The following is a 19434-nucleotide window of genomic DNA, read 5'->3' as shown; positions in this document are numbered from 1 at the left end:
TCATTCGCTGGTACGAGTGTATTCGAACTCCAGTAGCTAAGAAGTTCGTTCGATCTCATCTCGAGGGGCCGGAATACCGGATGTCGTTAACAACGCGTGAACGACGATCGTCAACTTCTCGAGATTACATGGCCGCGAGCGCACCCGGCCACATTTCCTCTTGCGCAGCTTCGGCCCGGCGCTCGTCAACCAGCGCCGCCCAGCGTTCGACATGGCGGGCCACCAGCCAGGCTTCGAGATCGAATGCGGACAGTGCGGGCGAATACAGGAACCCCTGAATGACGTCACAGCCCAGCCCGGCGAGAATCCTACGCTGTTCTTCGGTCTCGACGCCTTCGGCCACGACCGTCATGTTGAGGCTCTGCCCGACGCACACGATGGCGGTGGCGATCGCCAGAGCACAGACCTCGGTCTCGATACCGCGCATGAAGCTGCGATCGATCTTCAGCTCGCGCACCGGCAAATGCGCCAGGCGACTCAAGCTCGAATAACCGGTGCCGAAATCATCCATCGACAATCCGATGCCCGCCGCGCGGATCTGCATCATGATCTCGATCGCGGTCGTGTGTTCACTCATCACCGCGCCCTCGGTGACTTCGAGCATCAGCCTGTTAGGCGCCAGCCCGTTTTCCGCGATGATGTCGGAGATCAACGCCGGCAATCCCGGATTCAGAAAATTGATCGGCGACAGGTTGACCGAGACGCAAGGCACATCGAGCCCTGCCTTTTGCCACGCCGCAATCTGCCTGCACGCCTCCCGCAGCGACCAGACACCGATCTGCTCGATGAGGCCGCATTCCTCCGCGAGCGGAATGAACTTCGCCGGTGACACATCGCCCAATACGGGATCATGCCAGCGCGCCAGCGCCTCGACACCGTACAGATCGCCGCTGCTCGCGCGGATCTGCGGCTGGTAGTGCAACCGCAGGCCGCCTTGTGCAAGCGCGTGGCGCAAAGCGGCGCTGAGACGGAGGCGCTCCTCATTCACGCGGTCCATGTCGTTGCTGAAAAACCGATGCGTGGAGCGGCCGGCCTGCTTCGCCTTGTACATCGCCGCATCGGCATATTTCAGCAGACTATCGAGATCGCGGGCATTGTCCGGAAACATGCTGATGCCGGCGCTGGCAGAAATCGGCACCTGATGGCCGCCGAGCTGCAGCGGAACCGACAGCGCCTCGGTGAGACGGCCCGCGATGCGGGATGCATCTGCCGCGATACAGTTCGGCATCAGGATGATGAATTCATCGCCGCCCTGACGACTCAGGATATCGCCCGGTCGGATGTGCTGATGAAGCCGCTGTGTGACAGCGACCAGCAAGTCATCGCCGACAGCATGCCCCAGCGTATCGTTGACGTCCTTGAAGTGATCCAGGTCAAGAAATATCAGCGCCATCTGCGCATCTGCGGGGCATTCCGCGACGGCGCGCTCCATCAACTGGCGCATGTGGGTCCGGTTCGGCAGTCCGGTGAGTGCATCGAAATAAGCAAGCCGCGAGATTTCGTTGCGCGCTTCCTCACGCTCGATGGCGACCGCGGCGAGATGAACACAGGCATCGACGATGCCGTGATGCAAGCGGCTGGGTCTGCGACATTCCCTGAAGTAGAATGCGAACGTACCGATGACGCGCCCATCCCTGGTCTTGATCGGCATCGACCAGCAGGCCTTCAGACCGGAAGCCAGCGGCGCGCTGTTGTATGGCAGCCAGAGAGGATCGTTTTCGATATCGGTGACCAGAACAGGCTCGCCGCGAAAGGCCGCGGTCCCGCAAGACCCGACATCCGGTCCGATGGCAATGCCGTCCAGCGCCTGCGCATAACCTGCCGGGAGGCTTGGTCCTCCCAAAGGATGCAGCAATCCCGCAGAATCGACATGTAGCACCGAACAGACGACATCGGGCGCGATCTGCTCCACCTTCCGGCAAAGATTGTCCATCACGTCGAGCAGCGGCTGCTCATCGGCCAGCGCTTCGAGGATGTGATGCTGCAGCGACTGAAGCTGCTTGCTCTCGGTGATATCGGTCATCAATGCGACAAGGTGCTGGATTTTTCCATCCGTGCCATGAATCGCATTCAAGGCAACCGAGACCCAGACCTCGTTGCCCGCTTTGTCGTAAAGGAGGATTTCGTCTTCAGCAGAACCTTCCGTTCTGATCTGCTGGTCCAGATATGCGAGCGTCGCCTGGCTGGTATATGCGCCGACGAGGAATTCCTCCGGGATGAGTCCCGTCGCTTCATCCAGCGCGTAGCCGAACATGCCGGTGAAGGCGCCGTTGACATAGCAGATCCGTGCATCGCGACCCGCGATGTAGATAGCGCGTTTCGTCTTGTCGACCACGAGAGCCAGCGGGATAATTTCTTCCCTGCGCTTCACCTCTTCCGTCACATCGCGGACGAAGCCCATATAGGTGATCTCGCCATTCCCCTCGACCCGCGACATCGACAACGATCCCCAGATCTCGCTGCCGTCCTTGCGTTCGATTCTCACCTCGCGGCTATGACCGACGATGCGATTGACGCCGGTCGCGCGGTTCGCGGCGATGTATCCGTCATGCTGCGACCTGATGGCCATCGGCACCAGAAAGCTGATATTTCGCCCGAGCACTTCATCGCGCTCATAGCCCCACAACCGTTCGGCGGCGGCGTTGAAATGGGTCACGCTATTCGTGCTGTCGATCATCACGACAGCATCGATGGCCTGCTCCAGCCCGGCGAGGAGCGTCCTGGCAGCATCACTCTGGTCGACATGCACCAACGTCATAAACGCAACTCGCAATTACTTTGCTCAAACCATCGGACCGTCGTTGAAATGACCCGATCACCGGCTTTCAGCCGAGGTGGTGCAATCGTATGTGCGAGACGTCGCCAAACTGTTTTGCGCGGCGCCCGAGTTCCAGGCGACCGCGAACGTACTTAAGGTCCGGATAAAACCACGCAGCCACAGCAGGACACGCAAGCAGCGACGCAACCTTCGATAGTTGGCGCGTCGCTCAAGCGGTATCCTGACGCCGCTGATGCGGCCTGAGAATCCTAGTGGGCCTCAGCCGCGAGCACGGCCTCGACACGGATTTCTTCCGTGAGCCGCGCTTTGAGATCGGAAAAAGCCGGGCTGGTCTTGATTGTGTAGTGCCGCGGATGCGGCAGATCGACCGGGATATCGGCCTTGATGCGACCGGGACGCGCCGACATCACCACGGTTCGCGACGCCAGGAACACCGCTTCCTCGATATCGTGGGTGACGAAGATCACCGTCTTGCGCTCGCGCTCCCAGATGCCGAGCAGCAATTCCTGCATCAAGGCGCGAGTCTGGTTATCGAGCGCGCCGAACGGCTCGTCGAGCAGCAGGATCTTCGGATCGTTGGCGAGCGCACGCGCAATCGCGGTGCGCTGCTGCATACCGCCCGAAAGCTGCTTCGGAAAATGATTGGCGAAACTGGTGAGGCCCACCTTCTCCAGCCACTGTTTGGCGATGTCGTTGCGTTCACGCTGGGACACACCGCGCTCGCGCAGACCGAAGGAAATATTCTCCGACACCGTGAGCCAGGGAAACAGCGTGTAGGACTGGAACACCATGCCGCGATCGGCGCCGGGACCAGTAATCGCCTTGCCGTCGAGCATGATGCGGCCGGTGGTCGGCGTATCCAGCCCGGCGACCATGCGCAGCAGCGTGGACTTGCCACAACCACTTGGTCCGAGGATCGTGACGAAGTCATTATCCGCAACGGAGAGATTGGTCGGCTCCAGCGCACGCGTCGGCGTGCCGCCGCGGACGGCGGGGAAAATCCGCGAGACGTTGTCGATGACGAGCTTGCTCAAATGATGCTCCACGGAAACAAGCGCCGGTTCGCAGCCTTGAACGCGTAGTCCGAAATCAAACCGATGATACCGATGACGATGATGCCGAAAATGATCTGACCAGTGGCCAGCAGCGCCTGGCTGTCGATGATCATGTGGCCGATGCCGGAGGACGAGCCGATCAGTTCGGCGACGATGACATAGGTCCAGGCCCAGCCGAGCACGAGGCGCAGGATTTCCGCGATCTCAGGCGCGGCGGACGGGATGAGAACGCGCTTGAGCACCCCGGCATCGCGCGCGCCAAGCGTCAGCGATGCCTCGACGAGATCCCGGCGCACGCTGCCGACACTGACAGCGACCATCAAAATGAGCTGGAACACCGAGCCGATGAAGATCACCAGGAGCTTCTGCAATTCGCCGATGCCAGCCCACAGGATCAGCAAGGGGATGAAGGCCGAGGCCGGCAGATAGCGCGCAAAGGATACGAAGGGTTCGAGAAAGGCTTCGATCGGCTTGTAGGCGCCCATCAGGATGCCGATCGGCACCGCGAACAGCGCCGCCAGCACGAAGCCGCCGATCACGCGCCAGATGGTCATGCCGATATCGTGCAGGAAGCCCTGCTTCACCAGCAGAAACCAGCCGTCCTGCAGCATGGTCCACGGATTGGCGAGAAAGGTCTTGGAGACGAAGCCGCCAAAGGTCGCATAGGACCACGCGGCAACGAACAGCACGAAGAAGGATATGCCGAGCACGACGCGCGCGGTGGATGAAATGGGGGCGAGTGGCTTCATGCTGCGTATTCGATGCTCATGATCGTCATTGCGAGGAGCTCTTGCGACGAAGCAATCCAGTCTTCCTTAAGTAAGAGCTGGATTGCCGCGTCGCTTCGCTCCTCGCAATGACGGAAGCGACGGCGGAGATTTACTGAATGAAGCGCGGATCGGCGAGCTTCGTCAGATCCGGGATTTCCTTGATCACGCCGATCTCGAGCAGCAGCTCGGCCGCTTCCTTCGAGAACGCCTGATGCTCGCCGGCGAAGAACTTCTTGTTCGCCTCCTGATCCTGCCAGCGCAGATACTGCGCGGAGGCGCCGAACTTCTCGCCGGTCTGCTTCACGTCGGCGCCCATGATCTCATAGGACTTGGCCTGGTCGGCCTTGATCATCGCGACGGCTTCGAAATAGCTCTTGGCCAGCGCCTTCACGGCGTCGCCATTGTCGGCGATGAATTTCGGTGTGCAGCCGAAGGTATCCATGATCATCGGATAATCGAGCGTGGTGGCAATGATCTTGCCGGCTTCCGGCTTCTCGCGCACCGCCGACAGATAAGGCTCATAGGTCATAGCCGCATCGTTCTGGCCGGCGATGAAGGCCTGCGCTGCCGGACCCGGCTCCATGTTGACGACGGAGACGTCCTTCACAGAAAGACCGTTCTTCTTCAGGAACCAGGCGAGCGTGAAATAGGGCGCAGTGCCCGGCGCCGACGCGGCAACCGTCTTGCCCTTCAGATCCTTGATCGACGCGGTGCCGGCGCGCACAGCCATGCCGTCGGCGCCGTAGGACTTGTCGAGCTGGAACAGCTGCGTGGTGGCGACGCCATTGGCATTCCATACCACCCAGGTTTCGACCGTGGTGGCGGCGCATTGCACGTCACCCGATGCGATGGCGAGATGGCGGCTGGCCTGCGGGACTTTCTTGATGGTGACGTCGAGTCCATTTTTGGCGAAGATGCCGGCTTCCTTCGCCAGCGTCAGCGGCGCGAAACCGGTCCAGCCCGAAATGGCGATAGTGACCTTGGTCTGCGCCGCAGCCGGGGTCGCAACGAGAGCCGCGAGCATGGCGGCGACGGAAACTCCAATCAACTTCATAACGCACTCTCCTCAGCCAGATTTAGAATGATACTGCATGGCAACATGGCGGATTGCCAGAGTCAATTTCCGCAGACGGCCTGCGGCAGATGATTCATATCGTCCTCATGATCGCAGCCCCGTCGGCGTGAAGCGCGCGGTGAGCTGATACAGATCGTTCGGATAGGTGACGCGCACCGATGTGATGATCTTGTTCTTGCGCCAGGTGCGGCGCTCGACCACGAGACAGGCGGCCGGCTTCTTCAGCGTCAATGCTTTCAGCGCGACATCGTCGGCGAGAGATGCCGTAATGCGATGCTCAGCCTCATTCCACGGTACGTGACCAAGCAGCCAGGTACCGGGCGGCACGCGCGTGAAATCGATTTCAGACGCAGGCGGCACCACGTCGAGATTGATCAGGCGCTCTTCCAGCGCGAAAGGCCTGCCCTTGGCAATGTGCCGACAGCTCAACACCAGCACGTCGCAGCTCTTGTCGATGCCGAGACGTTCGAGATCGTCCTTGGTTGCCTTGCGTCGTTTGCGCGTGAGCAACTCATAGGCATAGGCCTCCCCGCGCTTGGCGATCTCGGCCTGGATATCCGGAATATGCAGCACTGCGGACTGCACCAGCGGCTTGGCGACGAAGCTCCCGACGCGGCGCTTGCGTTCGATGACACCAGCGGCTGCGAGACCCGACAGCACCTTGTTCACGGTCATCCGCGAGCAATTATAGCTCTCGACCAGCTCATGCTCGAACGGAATGCGATAGCCGGGCGGCCAGCGGCCGGAGAGGATCTTCTCCTCTAGATCGGCGCGGATGCGCTGATACAGCGCCTGCGGCGCGGCCTGCGCTTTTCCATTTGCCGATTTTGATACGCGCGCTGTCGCCATCAGAGTGTCGCCAGCCGCTGCACGACGCGCCGATAGCGCTCGGTGATGGATGCGCGCTTGATGTGGCGACCGCCGTTGACGACCTGCTTGCCGCCGACGAAGACGTCGGAGATCGCCGATTTGCCGGCAACAAAGATCATGGCATCGAGCCAGCGGTCGCCGGTGACGGCACAGAGATCGGGATGCGCGGTGTCCAGCACGACAATATCCGCACGCTTGCCGACCGCCAGCGCGTCGATATTGCGGCCCGAGGCCTGCGCGCCGCCGACCAGCGCATGTTCATAGAGCGCACGGCCAGTGGACTCGCCCTCATGGCGCGCCACGGCATTGCGGACGCGATAGGCCAGACGCTGGCTGTATTCGAGCTGCTTGAGTTCGCCCGGCGCGGTGATCTCGATATTGGAGTCGCTGCCGACACCGAACACACCGCCGGCATCGATGAAGCGCGGACCTTCAAAAATGCCGTCGCCGAGGCTGGCTTCGGTGAGCGGACAGAGGCCGATGACGGCACCTGCTTTCGCGACACCGGCGGTTTCCTCATCGGTCATATGGGTCGCATGGATCAGCACCCAGCGTCTATCGACCGGCATGTGATCCAGCAGCCATGCCACCGGCCGCTGGCCGGACCAGGCGATACAGTCCTCGACCTCTTTAGTCTGCTCGGCCACGTGGATATGGATCGGACCATCGGGCACCGCCTTGAGGACATCACTCAAGGTCTCCGGCGTAATCGCGCGCAGAGAATGCGGCGCGATGCCGATGGCGGCGTCATCGAGAGGCGCGATAGCCGCACGGGATTTGTCCAGCAGCGCCAGAAAGCGCGTGGGATCGTTGATGAAACGGCGCTGACCATGGATCGACGCGGCGCCGCCGAAGCCACTGAAATTATAGAAGGACGGCAGCAGCGTCAGACCGATGCCGGTCTCGCTGGATGCCGCCGCGATGCGCGTACCCATCTCCGCGAGATTCGCATAGGGCGCGCCGGTCTCGTCGTGATGCAGATAGTGGAATTCGGCCACCGAGGTGAAGCCGCCTTCCAGCATCTCGGCATAGGCGAAAGAAGCAATCGCCTCGACGTCATCCGGCGTCAGCGTATCGATGAAACGATACATGAGCTGCCGCCAAGTCCAGAAACTGTCCTGCGTGGCGCCGCGGATTTCGGTGAGGCCGGCCATGCCGCGCTGGAACGCATGGCTGTGCAGATTGGGCAGTCCGGGCAGCGCCACGCCGCTGATGATTTCAGCGTCAGCGCTGCTCGAATTCGCGGCAACGGCCGTGATGGTGCCATTCTCGATCGCGACAATGACGTCACGCGCCCAGCCTGACGGCAGCAGCGCGTGCGCGAAGAACAGCCTTTTTGCAGCACGTTGCGTGCCCATAGCGATTGCCTGTTGCATTCAAAAGACGCTCGACAATAAGCGAGGCCGCTGATTATGTATAGACATACGACGTCCCGAATTTATGGCAGTCCGTCATGACCTTCGATACCATCTGGACCAATGCACGCCTTGCCACCATGGCGCCCGGCACGCCCGACCTCGGGATTGTGGAGCACGGGTGCATCGCAGCAAAGGATGGCCGGATTGCTTACGCTGGTCCTGCGTCAGACCTGCCACCGGATGCCGACGCCAAGACGCGGATCGATTGCGATAGCCGATGGATCACGCCCGGCCTCGTCGATTGCCACACCCATCTGATCTATGGCGGCAACCGTGCGAGTGAATTCGCGATGCGGCTCGAAGGCGCGAGCTATGAGGACATTTCACGCGCCGGCGGCGGCATCGCATCGAGCATGAAGGCCACGCGGGCGGCCAGCGAAGCGCAGCTCGTCGCCAGCGGATTGAAGCGGCTCGACCATCTGCTCGCCGAAGGCGTCACGACCATCGAGATCAAGTCGGGCTACGGCCTCGACAAGGATACCGAAATCCGCTGCCTCACAGCGGCGCGCCAGCTCGGCAGGGAGCGCGATGTCTCCGTCGTGACATCGTTTCTCGGCGCGCATGCGATGCCGCCGGAAGCCAATGGCGACAAGGACGCCTATATCGACACGGTCATCGCCGAAATGCTGCCGGCGATTGCCGAACTAAAGCTCGCCGACGCTGTCGACGCGTTCTGCGAAGGCATCGCATTTTCGCCGGAGCAAACGGCGCGGGTGTTCGACGCCGCCAAGAAACTCGGCCTGCCGGTCAAGCTGCATGCGGACCAGCTGTCGAACCTGCACGGTGCTAAACTTGCCGCCGACCACGGCGCGCTGTCTGCGGATCATCTCGAACATACCGATGAAGACGGCGTCATCGCGCTGACCAAGGCCGGCACCGTCGCCGTAGTATTGCCGGGTGCTTACTACACCCTGCGTGAAACCCAGGCGCCGCCGATCGCGCTGTTCCGCAAGCATGGCACCCATCTGGCACTGGCCACCGACAGCAATCCCGGCACCTCGCCGCTGACCTCGCTGCTGCTGACCATGAATATGGGCGCGACACTGTTCCGCATGACCGTGGATGAATGCCTGCTCGGCGTGACGCGCGAAGGCGCGCGGGCACTGGGCAAGCTGAGCGAGGTCGGCACGCTGGAGACCGGCAAGGTCTGCGATCTCGCTATCTGGGACATCGAACATCCCGCCGAGCTGGTCTACCGCGTCGGCTTCAATCCGCTTCACGCCCGCGTCTGGCACGGCCGGACTTCCGCGACATCCAAATAAGGATCGACATCATGGATCGCAGCAAGAACAGCCGCATCGTGCGCAGCCCGCGCGGCATCGAACTGTCCGCCAAGGACTGGCTCACCGAAGCGCCGCTGCGCATGCTGATGAACAATCTCGATCCGGAAGTCGCCGAGAACCCGAACGAGCTGGTGGTCTATGGCGGCATCGGCCGGGCCGCACGGAACTGGGAGGCGTTCGACCAGATCGCCAAATCGCTGCGTGAGCTCAACAGTGATGAGACACTGCTGGTGCAATCCGGCAAGCCGGTCGGCATATTCAAGACGCATGCAGACGCGCCGCGCGTGCTGATCGCCAATTCCAACCTTGTGCCGCGCTGGGCCACCTGGGAGCACTTCAACGAACTCGATCGCAAGGGTCTGATGATGTACGGCCAGATGACGGCCGGCTCGTGGATCTATATCGGCTCGCAGGGCATCGTGCAGGGCACCTACGAGACCTTCGTGGAGGCTGGACGGCAGCATTACAATGGCGATCTCTCCGGACGCTGGATCCTCACCGCCGGCCTCGGCGGCATGGGCGGCGCGCAGACGCTGGCGGCCACCATGGCCGGCGCGTCGTGCCTCGCGGTCGAGTGCCAGCCGAGCCGCATCGAGATGCGCTTGAAGAGCCGTTACCTCGATGTGCAGGCGAAAGACCTCGACGACGCCCTGGCGATCATCGAGAAGGCCAACAAGGAGAAGAAGCCAATTTCCGTTGGCGTGCTCGGCAATGCTGCCGATATCTTCCCTGAACTGGTCCGCCGCGGCGTCAGGCCGGATATCGTCACCGACCAGACCTCGGCGCATGATCCGGTCAATGGCTATCTGCCGAAGGGCTGGACGCTGTCCGAGTGGGAAGCCAAGCGCGCCAGCGATCCGCAGGCCGTCGAGAAGGCCTCGCGCAAGTCGATGAGCGAACACGTGCGCGCCATGCTCGACTTCCACAAGATGGGCGTGCCGACGGTCGATTACGGCAACAACATCCGCCAGATGGCCAAGGAAGAAGGCGTCGACAACGCGTTCGACTTCCCGGGCTTTGTCCCAGCTTACATCCGTCCGCTGTTCTGCCGCGGCATCGGCCCGTTCCGCTGGGCTGCTCTCTCAGGCGATCCCGAGGACATCTACAAGACCGACGCCAAGGTGAAGGAGATCCTCGGACACAACAAGGCGCTGGTGAACTGGCTCGACATGGCGCGCGAGCGCATCCAGTTCCAGGGCCTGCCGGCGCGGATCTGCTGGGTGGGCCTTGGCGATCGCCATCGCCTCGGCCTCGCCTTCAACGAGATGGTGGCTTCGGGTGAGCTGAAGGCGCCGATCGTGGTCGGCAGGGATCATCTCGACTCCGGTTCGGTCGCAAGCCCGAACCGCGAGACCGAAGCGATGAAGGACGGCTCCGATGCCGTGTCGGACTGGCCGCTGCTCAATGCGCTGCTCAACTGCGCATCTGGCGCGACGTGGGTGTCGCTACATCACGGCGGCGGCGTCGGCATGGGCTTCTCGCAGCATTCCGGCATGGTCATCGTCGCCGACGGTACGCCGGAAGCGGCCAAGCGCCTCGAACGCGTGTTGTGGAACGATCCGGCCACCGGCGTGATGCGCCACGCGGATGCAGGCTATGAGGAAGCCATCGACTGCGCCGAGGAACATCACCTCAATCTGCCATCGCTGCACGCCAAGGGCTGAGTGCGGCGCATGCAGATCCTGCGCGCCGCGAACTACAAGGTGATGCCCTGGAAGAACGGGCTGGGATCGACCACGGAGATCGCGATCTTCCCGGCGAATGCAAAGCTGGACGATTTCGACTGGCGCGTCAGTATGGCGCAGGTGACGAGCGACGGACCGTTCTCGTCATTTCCCGGGATTGATCGTACACTTCTGGTCATCGATGGCGCCGGCATCGACCTCAATGTCCACGGCCGCGCATCTGTGCGCATTGATCGCAGTACGATCCATTCCTTCCCGGGCGATCAGCAAACGTCAGCGTTACTGATCGACGGCCCCATTACAGATTTGAATGTGATGAGCAGGCGCGGGATCGTCTCACAGCATGTGAGACGCATCAACGTCATGAAACGTCAGGATTTTATAGTTTCTGCACAAGCGTTTCTGTTCGTTGAGCATGGCACTGCGACCGTACGCTCGGCATCGACCGTCGATAGCCTGTCGGCGCATGATGGGCTGCTTGTGGAACAAGGATCAGCACCTGTCGCGATTGAGTCCGATGCCACGGCGCGTGTCGTCATCATCGAATTCGGTAGATAGCCGCCACACATTGATTTTGATGACGCCATAAGTTCCCGAAATGCCATCCAAATCAAATATATAACCAAGAGTGATTACGCCTATATGATTGGTAGAGAATCGCGACACCACTTGGTCCGACTCATGGCGCAATTGCGAGGCTGGATATTCAAATGCACAAGCGGCATCTCAATATTCCGATTGAAATTGTTCGTACCGTCGTTGCCATTTCAGAAACAGGTAGCTTGACCAAGGCTGCGGAGCAATTGGGGTTGAGTCAGCCCGCGGTGAGTTCGCAGATCAAGCGCCTCGAACAACTTGTTGGCGGTTCGCTGTTCAGCAAGACGCCAAACGGAAGTTGTCCGACCGATCTCGGCAAGCTGGTGCTTGCGCAGGCGCGCAAGATCATCGAGGCCAACGATCAGGTGCTTGCGCTCGGCGGAGCCGATAATCATGTCGACCGGCTTCGTTTGGGCCTGAGCGTTGTCCTCGCGCAGCGCTTCGTCGCCGAGCAGAGCCTGAGCAACCTCAATGACATCCATATCCATGCCGGAATGTCCACCGAGATTGCGACAGCATTGATCGACGGCCATGTCGACGTCGGGTGTTTTTTCCAGCGGGGAGAAATCAGTGCCGATCTGGCTCCGCTCATTGTCGATGAATCCGAGGATCGGCTGGCATGGGTTCGCTCGAAATCATTCGTGCTCAGCCCCGGCGCACCGATCCCAATCGTCACCTGGACCAATGACGACTGGATGATTCATACACTCACGCGGCATGGCCTTTCCTATCGGATTGCCTTCAGCAGTCAGGACTACAGCGCGAAGAAAGCCGCCGTCGAAGCCGGCATCGGACTGACGGCTGTTCCCAGCCGGATCATTCCGCCGGGACTGGTCTGGGCCAGGGACTATTACTTGCCGGAGCTTCCGACCATCAAAGCGCTGCTCTGTATTCGCCCGGGTATGACATCGCCGCGTGTCCTGGAAATCAAGGATCAGCTCTCGGCGATGTTCCTGCGCCCCGCACTGCCCATGGAAAACGACAAAGTTGCCTAGCGAAGCCGCATATTTCAGAGAGCAGGCCGAGCGCTGCGAAAAGCTGGCGCGGGAGATTGATGACCCCGTGGTTCGCGAACGACTGCTGAACCTGGCCACGGAATATGCTCGCCGCGCCGAAAGGAAACCTGTGCAGCCCCGAGCCCGGCTATCGCCGCGGCCGGATCGGCGCTGAGCGACAACGCGCTACTGCCGGATGCCGTGTTTTTCCAGATCCGCCTGAACCGCCTCGTCGGAGAGGTCGAGCTTGCGCGAATGTTTCCAGTCGTGATGCGAGGTCTCGACGAGACGCTTCACAACATGGTGCTCATCGGTCTCAATGGCCAGTTCGCGGCGATCGTCAAAACTGCCCGGCGTGAGATTGATCGAACCGACGATAGCGCGTTCCTCGTCGGCCAGCAGCATCTTGCCGTGCAGCTTCATGTCATTGAGCCGGTGCACCTTGGCGCCGACGTCATGCATGATGCGCAAGCCGCCGATCCCCTCGATCAGCTTGTTCTTCTTCAGCTTGTGCGGCTGCCGCGCCATGATGTGGACCTGAACGCCGCGCAGCACCGCGCGAACCAGCCGCTCGATGATGTCCGTGTCCTGATAACGCTCGTTCTGGATCCAGAGCGTGTCCCGCGCAGAATCGATGAAAGCGCCGATCCGCTCGCGGCCGTTGTTCGGGCACCAGATCAGTTGCGAGTCCGGGTTCGGTACGAAATCCTGCTTCGCCCAGTCGGCCTCGAAGCAATCCACCATCTCGGAAATCTCGAGCTTCTTGGTCGTGGTCACCGCGTAGTCGCGCGTTTCGGTGAGATCGCGGGTCTCCCAGTTCAGCGACTCGACAAAGCCCCATTCGTCATCGATCACCATCGACTTCTGATGGGTCAGCGCGAAGGCCGGATTGCTGTCACGGACTTCGACCCCGGCCGCAGCCAGCGCCGCGGCGGTTTCGTTATTCTCGCTCTCGCCGTTGCGCCGGGCCGGATTGAGCATGACGCGCACTTTGACGCCGCGCCGCTTCGCCGCGATCACCTCATGCAGCAGCGTCGGATCGGTGAACAGGAACATCCGGATGTTCAGGCTGCGCTTTGCGGCCCTGATCGGATCGATGATGCACTGCGCGGTGTCATCCGGAAACACGAGCAGGTTATGCGTCATGATTGACCTCTCGCGAGAAATAAAGGTGCCCGCAAACGGCTGGTGGTTCTGCAAAACAGCGTCATGGCCTGGAACTACGTCTCCGACTCTATACTTGAATGCGGCGCGGCAGAAAATGGGGCCCGCGCCAGCGCCGAACGGCGGTGATGAATGAGGTTATCGAGGCGCTGTGCCGAAGAGACCAGCGTCGCCATTTCAAGTGCATCGTCATCATTGCGCATGGTCTTCGCCAGCTGCGCGCTGAGAAGATCGTCGACCTCCTGCTCGATCGCGCACAGTTCCGCATCATCCGCCGCCGCCCGGATCCGGCGCGGTAATGCATAAAGTGCATTGAGTGTCGCCTCACGGTGGTCGGGCGGGCGGATGCCGAGGAATTTCCAGGCGGCAGCCAGCACAGAGGCAAGGGCGCCAAGGATCATGGGGGCGAGATAGATGTCGTCGCCGTATTTGTCCATGAAGCTCTGCTCGGTACCGTTGTAGTAGGCAGCCGCGCCGGGATGAATGGGGATAAAGGCATCGGGATCGGTGTCGGCAGCGGCGATACCGGCCAGTTGCGGTTGCCCGGCGATCAGATCGCGGCGCGCCGCGATCACCATTTCGGTCAGACGCGCGATCAGGCTGGAATGGAGCTTCTTGTTCGCGACCAGATAATAACTGACCCGAAGCGTCGTCACGTCATCATCCGGGACGGGCGGCGCACCGCGGAGCGACCCTTTCGGAATGTCGAAGCTTTCATAGGCGCCATTGGCGTCGGCAATGGCGCCGGCGGCATCGATCGGGATCAGCACGGGGGCGCCGGTTTTGAACAGACCGCGCACCAGGGACAAATACTTCTCGGTCAGCGGAATCACCACCAGCAGCGCGCCGACTTCCTTGGCTTCCACCGCGCGCCGGGTATCGCTGACCTCAAGATTCTTGAATGTGACCCTCGCGCTCGTCAGGTCGTATTGCTTGGTGAGCGCATCGACCAGCCTGCGATTGACCTCGCCGCCCACCACACCGACGGTGCGGCCGCGCAGGCCTTCGACGCTGGTGATTTTCGAGCCGGGCGGCGCGATCAGCATGACGACCGCCTTGGCCATGACGGCAACGGCGCGCGCCTCGGAGAGATCGCCGACATCGGCCCGGACCACAGCGAGATCGACCTTGCCGGAGGAGAACGCCTTGCCGGCATCGACGGCGTTGCCGAAGGTCTCGAAATCCAGCCGGATTGGCGACTTCCTGGTGGCGAAATGGCTGGCGATGATCGATGCCGTCTTGCCGGCTTCGCCATCGATCGACCCGACCGCCAGCTTGAGCACGGTCGGACGCTCGATATAGCGCCAGGTCAGAAGGCCGCCGCCCACCACCAGACCGAGGATGCCGGCCAGCAGAAGCACCCTGCCCCAGAACGGGAAAGCAACGGATCGCACGTTCATGTTCGGTCCTGCGCAGCCCTGCCAAATTAACTGACGCTCCTGCCCGCATGCCACAATGCGCGGGCTGTCAGCAAAAATCCATCTGTACCCGACTACAGTTAAGACCCGCTAACCGACGGCGGCTATATACTGCGGCCGCCAGGACTGCTCATGATTCCCGGTCTGGCCGTGTTGCTGGAGACAATGTTCGATGACTCGTCTGGTACTCGAGATGCTCCGGCCCTATCGCGGCTGGCTGATCATCGTCTTCCTCGCCATGCTGGTCGAGATCGCCATGAGCCTGGCCGCGCCTTGGCCGCTGAAACTGGTGCTCGATGACGCGCTGGGCAGCCATCACCTGCCCGCCTGGCTGGACTGGGCCCATGACTACGGCATCGGCCGCCACACGCTCGGCGTCGCATTGTTCGCCGGCATCGCCACCCTGGTGATCGCCGTGATCGGCGCGATCGCCACTTACATCGACAACTACTATTCGACATCGGTCGGCCAGTGGGTGGCCAACGACCTGCGCATCCGCATCTATGCGCATCTGCATCGGCTGTCGCTGCGCTACTACGACAAGGCCAAGACCGGCGCGCTGATGTCCACGATCACCACCGACGTCACAACGCTGCAGAACTTCGCGTCATCCTCGACGCTGGATATCCTGCTCGATCTCATCACCATCGTCTTCATGATCGGGCTGATGTTCTGGCTCGACTGGGATTTTACACTGATCGCGCTCGGCATCACGCCGTTCCTGATCGTCTTCGTGTTCCATTTCAAGCGCGCCGTGAAGGAGGTGACGCGCACGGTGCGGCAACGGCAGAGCGAGATCGTTGCCGTGGTCCAGCAGGGCCTCGGCCAGGTGCGCGCAGTGACGGCCTTCGGCAGGCAGGATCTCGAACTGGCGCGGCTGGAGGCCGCCAGCCATGCGACGGTCGAGGCCGCCATGAAGGCGCGTCAGGTGAAATCACTGCTCTCGCCTGTGGTCAGCATCGTGGTGGCGTTCTGCACCGCCATCGTGCTGTGGAAGGGGACCTCGCTGATTGTCGCCGGCACCATGACGGCTGGCGCGCTCACCGTGTACCTCGCTTATCTCGCGCAGTTCTTCAAACCGGTGAAGGACCTCGCCAGCATGACCAGCGCGATCGCGCAGACCACCGTGGCGCTGGAGCGGATCCAGAACATCCTGGCCGCCGACGATGTCATCGTGGAAAAATCGGGTGCGGTCGATCCCGGTCGCGCCAAGGGAGCCATCACCTTCGAAAACGTCGCCTTCGCCTATAGCGAGGAGACCAGCGTGCTCCGCGATGTTTCGCTGCATATCGAACCCGGCCAGATCGTCGGCGTGGTCGGGCCGACCGGTTCCGGCAAATCCACGGTGCTCAGCCTGATCCCGCGCTTCTACGACGCAACATCGGGGCGCGTGCTGATCGATGGCGTCGACGTCACCGACTACAAATTATCGGCGCTCCGCGCCCAGGTCGGCTTCGTGCTGCAGGAGACCGTGCTGTTCCGCGGCACGATCCGCGAGAACATCGCCTATGGCCGCCCTGGTGCAACTGACGAGGAGATCATCGCCGCCGCGAAGATCGCCAATGCCGACGAGTTCATCGGCCGCATGCCACACGGTTACGACTCCATGGTCGGCGAACGCGGCGACACGCTGTCCGGCGGCCAGCGCCAGCGCATCGGCATCGCGCGTGCGGTGGTGCGCAACAGCCCGATCATGATCCTGGACGAGCCGACAGCAGCGCTCGATCCGGAATCCGAGGCGCTGGTGATCGAGGCGCTGCGCCGGCTGATGCAGGGCCGCACCGTCATCATGATCGCGCATCGGCTTTCGACCATTCGCGACGCCGACAAGATCATCGTGCTGAAAGAAGGCGTCGTCGCCGAGCAGGGCTCCAACGACGAATTGATCGCGCAAGGCGGCATCTATGCAGAACTGGTGAAGATCCAGCAGCGGGTGGTGAACGAGCAGTCTGCGGGCGCATCGTAAGCGGTGCCGGAGCGCCTCTTTATAATCATTCTAATAACATACGAGCGTTTGTCTTGACCTTGTCAGGACGCTGCTCGACAAGGTCGGGCATGACCGTCCACCAGACTGCATCCGAAACATCCACACACGAATTGCGCCTCGGCAATGCGCCGCGCGGATTCATCGGAACCATCGTGGCGTTGCAGCCCGATATTGCAGGCGCCGCCGAGAGCGGCCACGAGCTCGAACGGCATCTGCTGGAAATGGGCTTCACCGAAGGTGCGCGCGTCGAGATCCTGCATCAGGGTGCCATCCAGCGCGATCCGATCGCGGTGCGCGTCGACAATATTACGATCGCCGTTCGCCGGCGCGAAGCCATGGCAGTTGTTGTGAAATGACCCATACAGACGTGACCACCGAGCGCTTTCATCTCGCGCTGGTGGGAGCCCCCAATAGCGGCAAGACATCGCTGTTCAACGCACTCACCGGCAGCCGCCAGAAGGTGGCCAACTATGCGGGCGTCACCGTCGAGCGCAAGGCAGGCGCCTTCGTGACGCCGGCCGGCCGTCAGGTCACGCTGCTCGACCTGCCCGGCACCTATTCGCTGCGCGGCCGCAGCCCGGACGAAGAGATCACCCGCGACGTCGTGCTCGGCAAGCGCCCCGGCGAAGCTGCGCCCGATCTGGTCCTGTGCATCGCCGATGCCACCAATCTGCGCCTCACGCTGCGGCTGATCCTGGAACTCAAGCGCACCGGTCGCCCGCTGCTGGTGGTGCTCAACATGTTCGACATCGCGCAGCGCCGCGGCGTCAGCATCGATGTCGACGCGATGTCCGCAGCACTCGGCGTGCCGGTGATCACATCGATCGCGGTGAAGAAGGCCGGCGTCGAGGAATTACGCAAGCGCACCGACGAATTCGCCGCCAATATGCCGGCGGTCGTCGCCGGCGACGGCTGGAAGCCGCTCGGCCTGTCCGAGATGAAGGCGCTGCAGCGCGAGGCCGACCGCATCATCCGCGAAACCGTGACGATGCCGAGCAAGCCGGACACGCTGACCACGCGCGTCGATGCCGTGGTGCTGCATCCGGTCGCCGGTCTCGCGATTCTCGCGCTCATTCTGTTCGTGATGTTCCAGGCGGTGTTCTCCTGGGCGCAGCCGCTGATGGAGCTGCTGTCGGATTCATTCGGCGCGCTGGGCACGGTGGTAGCGCAGGTGCTGCCCGAAGGCATCTTGCAGAGCTTCCTGCAGAACGGGTTGATCGCCGGCGTCGGCAGCGTGCTCGTGTTCCTGCCGCAGATCATCATCATCTTCCTGTTCATCCTGCTGCTGGAAGATTTCGGCTACATGGCGCGCGCGGCGTTCCTGATGGACCGCATCATGGGCGGTGCCGGCCTGCATGGCCGCGCCTTCATCCCGCTGCTGTCGAGCTTCGCCTGCGCCATCCCCGGCATCATGGCGACGCGCGTGATCGACAATCGCCGCGACCGCCTCACCACCATCCTGATCGCACCGCTGATGACCTGCTCGGCGCGCATCCCGGTCTATACGCTGATCATCTCCGCCTTCATTCCGGCCGAAACCGTCTGGGGCTGGGTGAACCTGCAGGGCCTCGTGATGTTCGGGCTCTATGTCGCCGGCATCGGCAGCGCGCTGGCCGTCTCCTTCGTCATCAAGTTCTTCATGTGGCGCGACTACCAGCCGGCGCCGTTCATGCTGGAATTGCCGGACTACAAACTGCCGCGCCTCAAGAGCATCGCCATCGGCGTCTATACCCGCGCCAAGATGTTCCTGCAGCGCGCCGGCACAACGATCCTGTCGATGATGATCCTGATCTGGTTCCTCGCCTCGTTCCCGCAGGCACCGGCCGGCGCTGAAGGGCCGGCGATCAATTACAGCCTCGCCGCGATGATCGGAAAATTCCTGGAGCCGTTCTTCGCTCCGCTCGGCTTCAACTGGCAGATCGCCGTAGCGCTGATCCCCGGCATGGCGGCACGCGAAGTCGCGGTCGGCGCGCTCGGCACCGTCTATGCGATTGAAGGCGGCAAGGAAGCAGCGGACGCCATCGGCCAGGCACTGGCGAGCAAATGGAGCCTCGCGACGGCTCTGTCGTTCCTGGCCTGGTTCATCTTCGCCCCGCAATGCGCTTCGACGCTGGCCGTGATCCGCCGCGAGACCGGCAGCACCAAATGGATGGTGGTGACGTTCCTCTACATGTTCGCACTGGCCTATGTGGCGAGCCTGATCACCTACACCGTGGCCAAGGCCGCCGGGCTGGGCTGAGGCAGAAGAAGCTCGTCATTGCGAGCGCAGCGAAGCAATCCAGAAAGAACTGGATTGCTTCGTCGTTTCGCTAAGGGGAAAGCTTGCTTTCCCTGACCT

At 61.9% G+C, this 19434-nt stretch carries 15 protein-coding genes; 7 read left to right on the top strand and 8 right to left on the bottom strand.

Features of this window, described 5'->3' with window-relative positions; translation table 11 throughout:
- Nucleotides 1-124: 124 nt before the first annotated feature.
- The 6 genes from AB8B20_RS23495 to AB8B20_RS23470 all read right to left on the bottom strand — a co-directional run bounded on the left by AB8B20_RS23495 (nt 125) and on the right by AB8B20_RS23470 (nt 7925).
- Nucleotides 125-2758 carry an EAL domain-containing protein gene (locus AB8B20_RS23495; RefSeq protein ID WP_439073402.1) on the bottom strand — a complete coding sequence of 878 codons (2634 nt, stop codon included), beginning with the start codon at nt 2756-2758 and terminating at the stop codon, nt 125-127.
- Between the two features lie 269 nt (nt 2759-3027).
- Complete coding sequence (locus tag AB8B20_RS23490) at nt 3028-3813, bottom strand: ABC transporter ATP-binding protein (RefSeq protein ID WP_439073403.1); 786 nt, start codon at nt 3811-3813, stop codon at nt 3028-3030.
- Nucleotides 3810-4583, bottom strand: a complete 774-nt coding sequence (locus tag AB8B20_RS23485) for an ABC transporter permease (protein WP_093761596.1) — start codon at nt 4581-4583, stop codon at nt 3810-3812. The genes AB8B20_RS23490 and AB8B20_RS23485 overlap by 4 nt, the downstream gene beginning before the upstream one ends.
- A gap of 130 nt (nt 4584-4713) precedes the next feature.
- The gene (locus tag AB8B20_RS23480) at nt 4714-5658 is read right to left on the bottom strand and encodes an ABC transporter substrate-binding protein (protein WP_439073404.1); all 945 of its coding nucleotides are present in this window, start codon (nt 5656-5658) and stop codon (nt 4714-4716) included.
- A 105-nt stretch (nt 5659-5763) separates the two neighbouring features.
- A complete protein-coding gene (hutC, locus tag AB8B20_RS23475) occupies nt 5764-6528 on the bottom strand; it encodes a histidine utilization repressor (RefSeq protein WP_439073405.1) in 765 nt (254 codons plus the stop codon).
- Nucleotides 6528-7925: a formimidoylglutamate deiminase gene (locus AB8B20_RS23470; RefSeq protein ID WP_439090577.1), complete on the bottom strand. Its 1398-nt coding sequence runs from the start codon at nt 7923-7925 to the stop codon at nt 6528-6530. Before AB8B20_RS23470 ends, hutC begins: the two co-directional genes overlap by 1 nt.
- 77 nt (nt 7926-8002) lie before the next feature.
- Between AB8B20_RS23470 and hutI the strand changes: the two genes are divergently transcribed.
- The 4 genes from hutI (at nt 8003) to AB8B20_RS23450 (ending at nt 12527) form a co-directional block, all read left to right on the top strand.
- Entirely contained in the window at nt 8003-9229 is a 1227-nt protein-coding gene (gene hutI, locus AB8B20_RS23465) for an imidazolonepropionase (protein WP_439073407.1), read from the top strand.
- Nucleotides 9230-9240: 11 nt separating this feature from the next.
- Nucleotides 9241-10914, top strand: coding sequence for a urocanate hydratase (gene hutU, locus AB8B20_RS23460; RefSeq protein ID WP_439073408.1), 1674 nt, complete (start codon nt 9241-9243; stop codon nt 10912-10914).
- 9 nt (nt 10915-10923) lie between these two features.
- Nucleotides 10924-11493: a HutD/Ves family protein gene (locus AB8B20_RS23455; RefSeq protein WP_439073409.1), complete on the top strand. Its 570-nt coding sequence runs from the start codon at nt 10924-10926 to the stop codon at nt 11491-11493.
- Between the two features lie 152 nt (nt 11494-11645).
- On the top strand, nt 11646-12527 hold the full coding sequence (locus AB8B20_RS23450) for a LysR family transcriptional regulator (RefSeq protein ID WP_089266864.1): 882 nt from the start codon (nt 11646-11648) through the stop codon (nt 12525-12527).
- A 186-nt stretch (nt 12528-12713) separates the two neighbouring features.
- On the opposite strand, the gene AB8B20_RS23445 is transcribed toward AB8B20_RS23450, so the two are convergent.
- Together AB8B20_RS23445 and AB8B20_RS23440 are read right to left on the bottom strand one after the other, a co-directional pair.
- Complete coding sequence (locus tag AB8B20_RS23445) at nt 12714-13673, bottom strand: phospholipase D-like domain-containing protein (RefSeq protein ID WP_439073410.1); 960 nt, start codon at nt 13671-13673, stop codon at nt 12714-12716.
- A gap of 74 nt (nt 13674-13747) precedes the next feature.
- Nucleotides 13748-15091, bottom strand: coding sequence for a TAXI family TRAP transporter solute-binding subunit (locus AB8B20_RS23440; protein WP_175365955.1), 1344 nt, complete (start codon nt 15089-15091; stop codon nt 13748-13750).
- Nucleotides 15092-15281: 190 nt separating this feature from the next.
- On the opposite strand from AB8B20_RS23440, the gene AB8B20_RS23435 reads away from it, so the two are divergent.
- The 3 genes from AB8B20_RS23435 to feoB all read left to right on the top strand — a co-directional run bounded on the left by AB8B20_RS23435 (nt 15282) and on the right by feoB (nt 19335).
- The gene (locus tag AB8B20_RS23435) at nt 15282-17075 is read left to right on the top strand and encodes an ABC transporter ATP-binding protein (RefSeq protein ID WP_439073411.1); all 1794 of its coding nucleotides are present in this window, start codon (nt 15282-15284) and stop codon (nt 17073-17075) included.
- Nucleotides 17076-17164: 89 nt separating this feature from the next.
- Complete coding sequence (locus tag AB8B20_RS23430) at nt 17165-17452, top strand: FeoA family protein (RefSeq protein ID WP_093761616.1); 288 nt, start codon at nt 17165-17167, stop codon at nt 17450-17452.
- The gene (gene feoB, locus AB8B20_RS23425) at nt 17449-19335 is read left to right on the top strand and encodes a ferrous iron transporter B (protein ID WP_439073412.1); all 1887 of its coding nucleotides are present in this window, start codon (nt 17449-17451) and stop codon (nt 19333-19335) included. Before AB8B20_RS23430 ends, feoB begins: the two co-directional genes overlap by 4 nt.
- The last annotated feature ends 99 nt before the right edge of the window (nt 19336-19434 follow it).

The organism is Tardiphaga sp. 866_E4_N1_4, assembly GCF_052076075.1.
Taxonomy (GTDB): Bacteria; Pseudomonadota; Alphaproteobacteria; order Rhizobiales; family Xanthobacteraceae; genus Tardiphaga; species Tardiphaga robiniae.
This window is presented reverse-complemented; position numbering and strand designations above follow the sequence as displayed.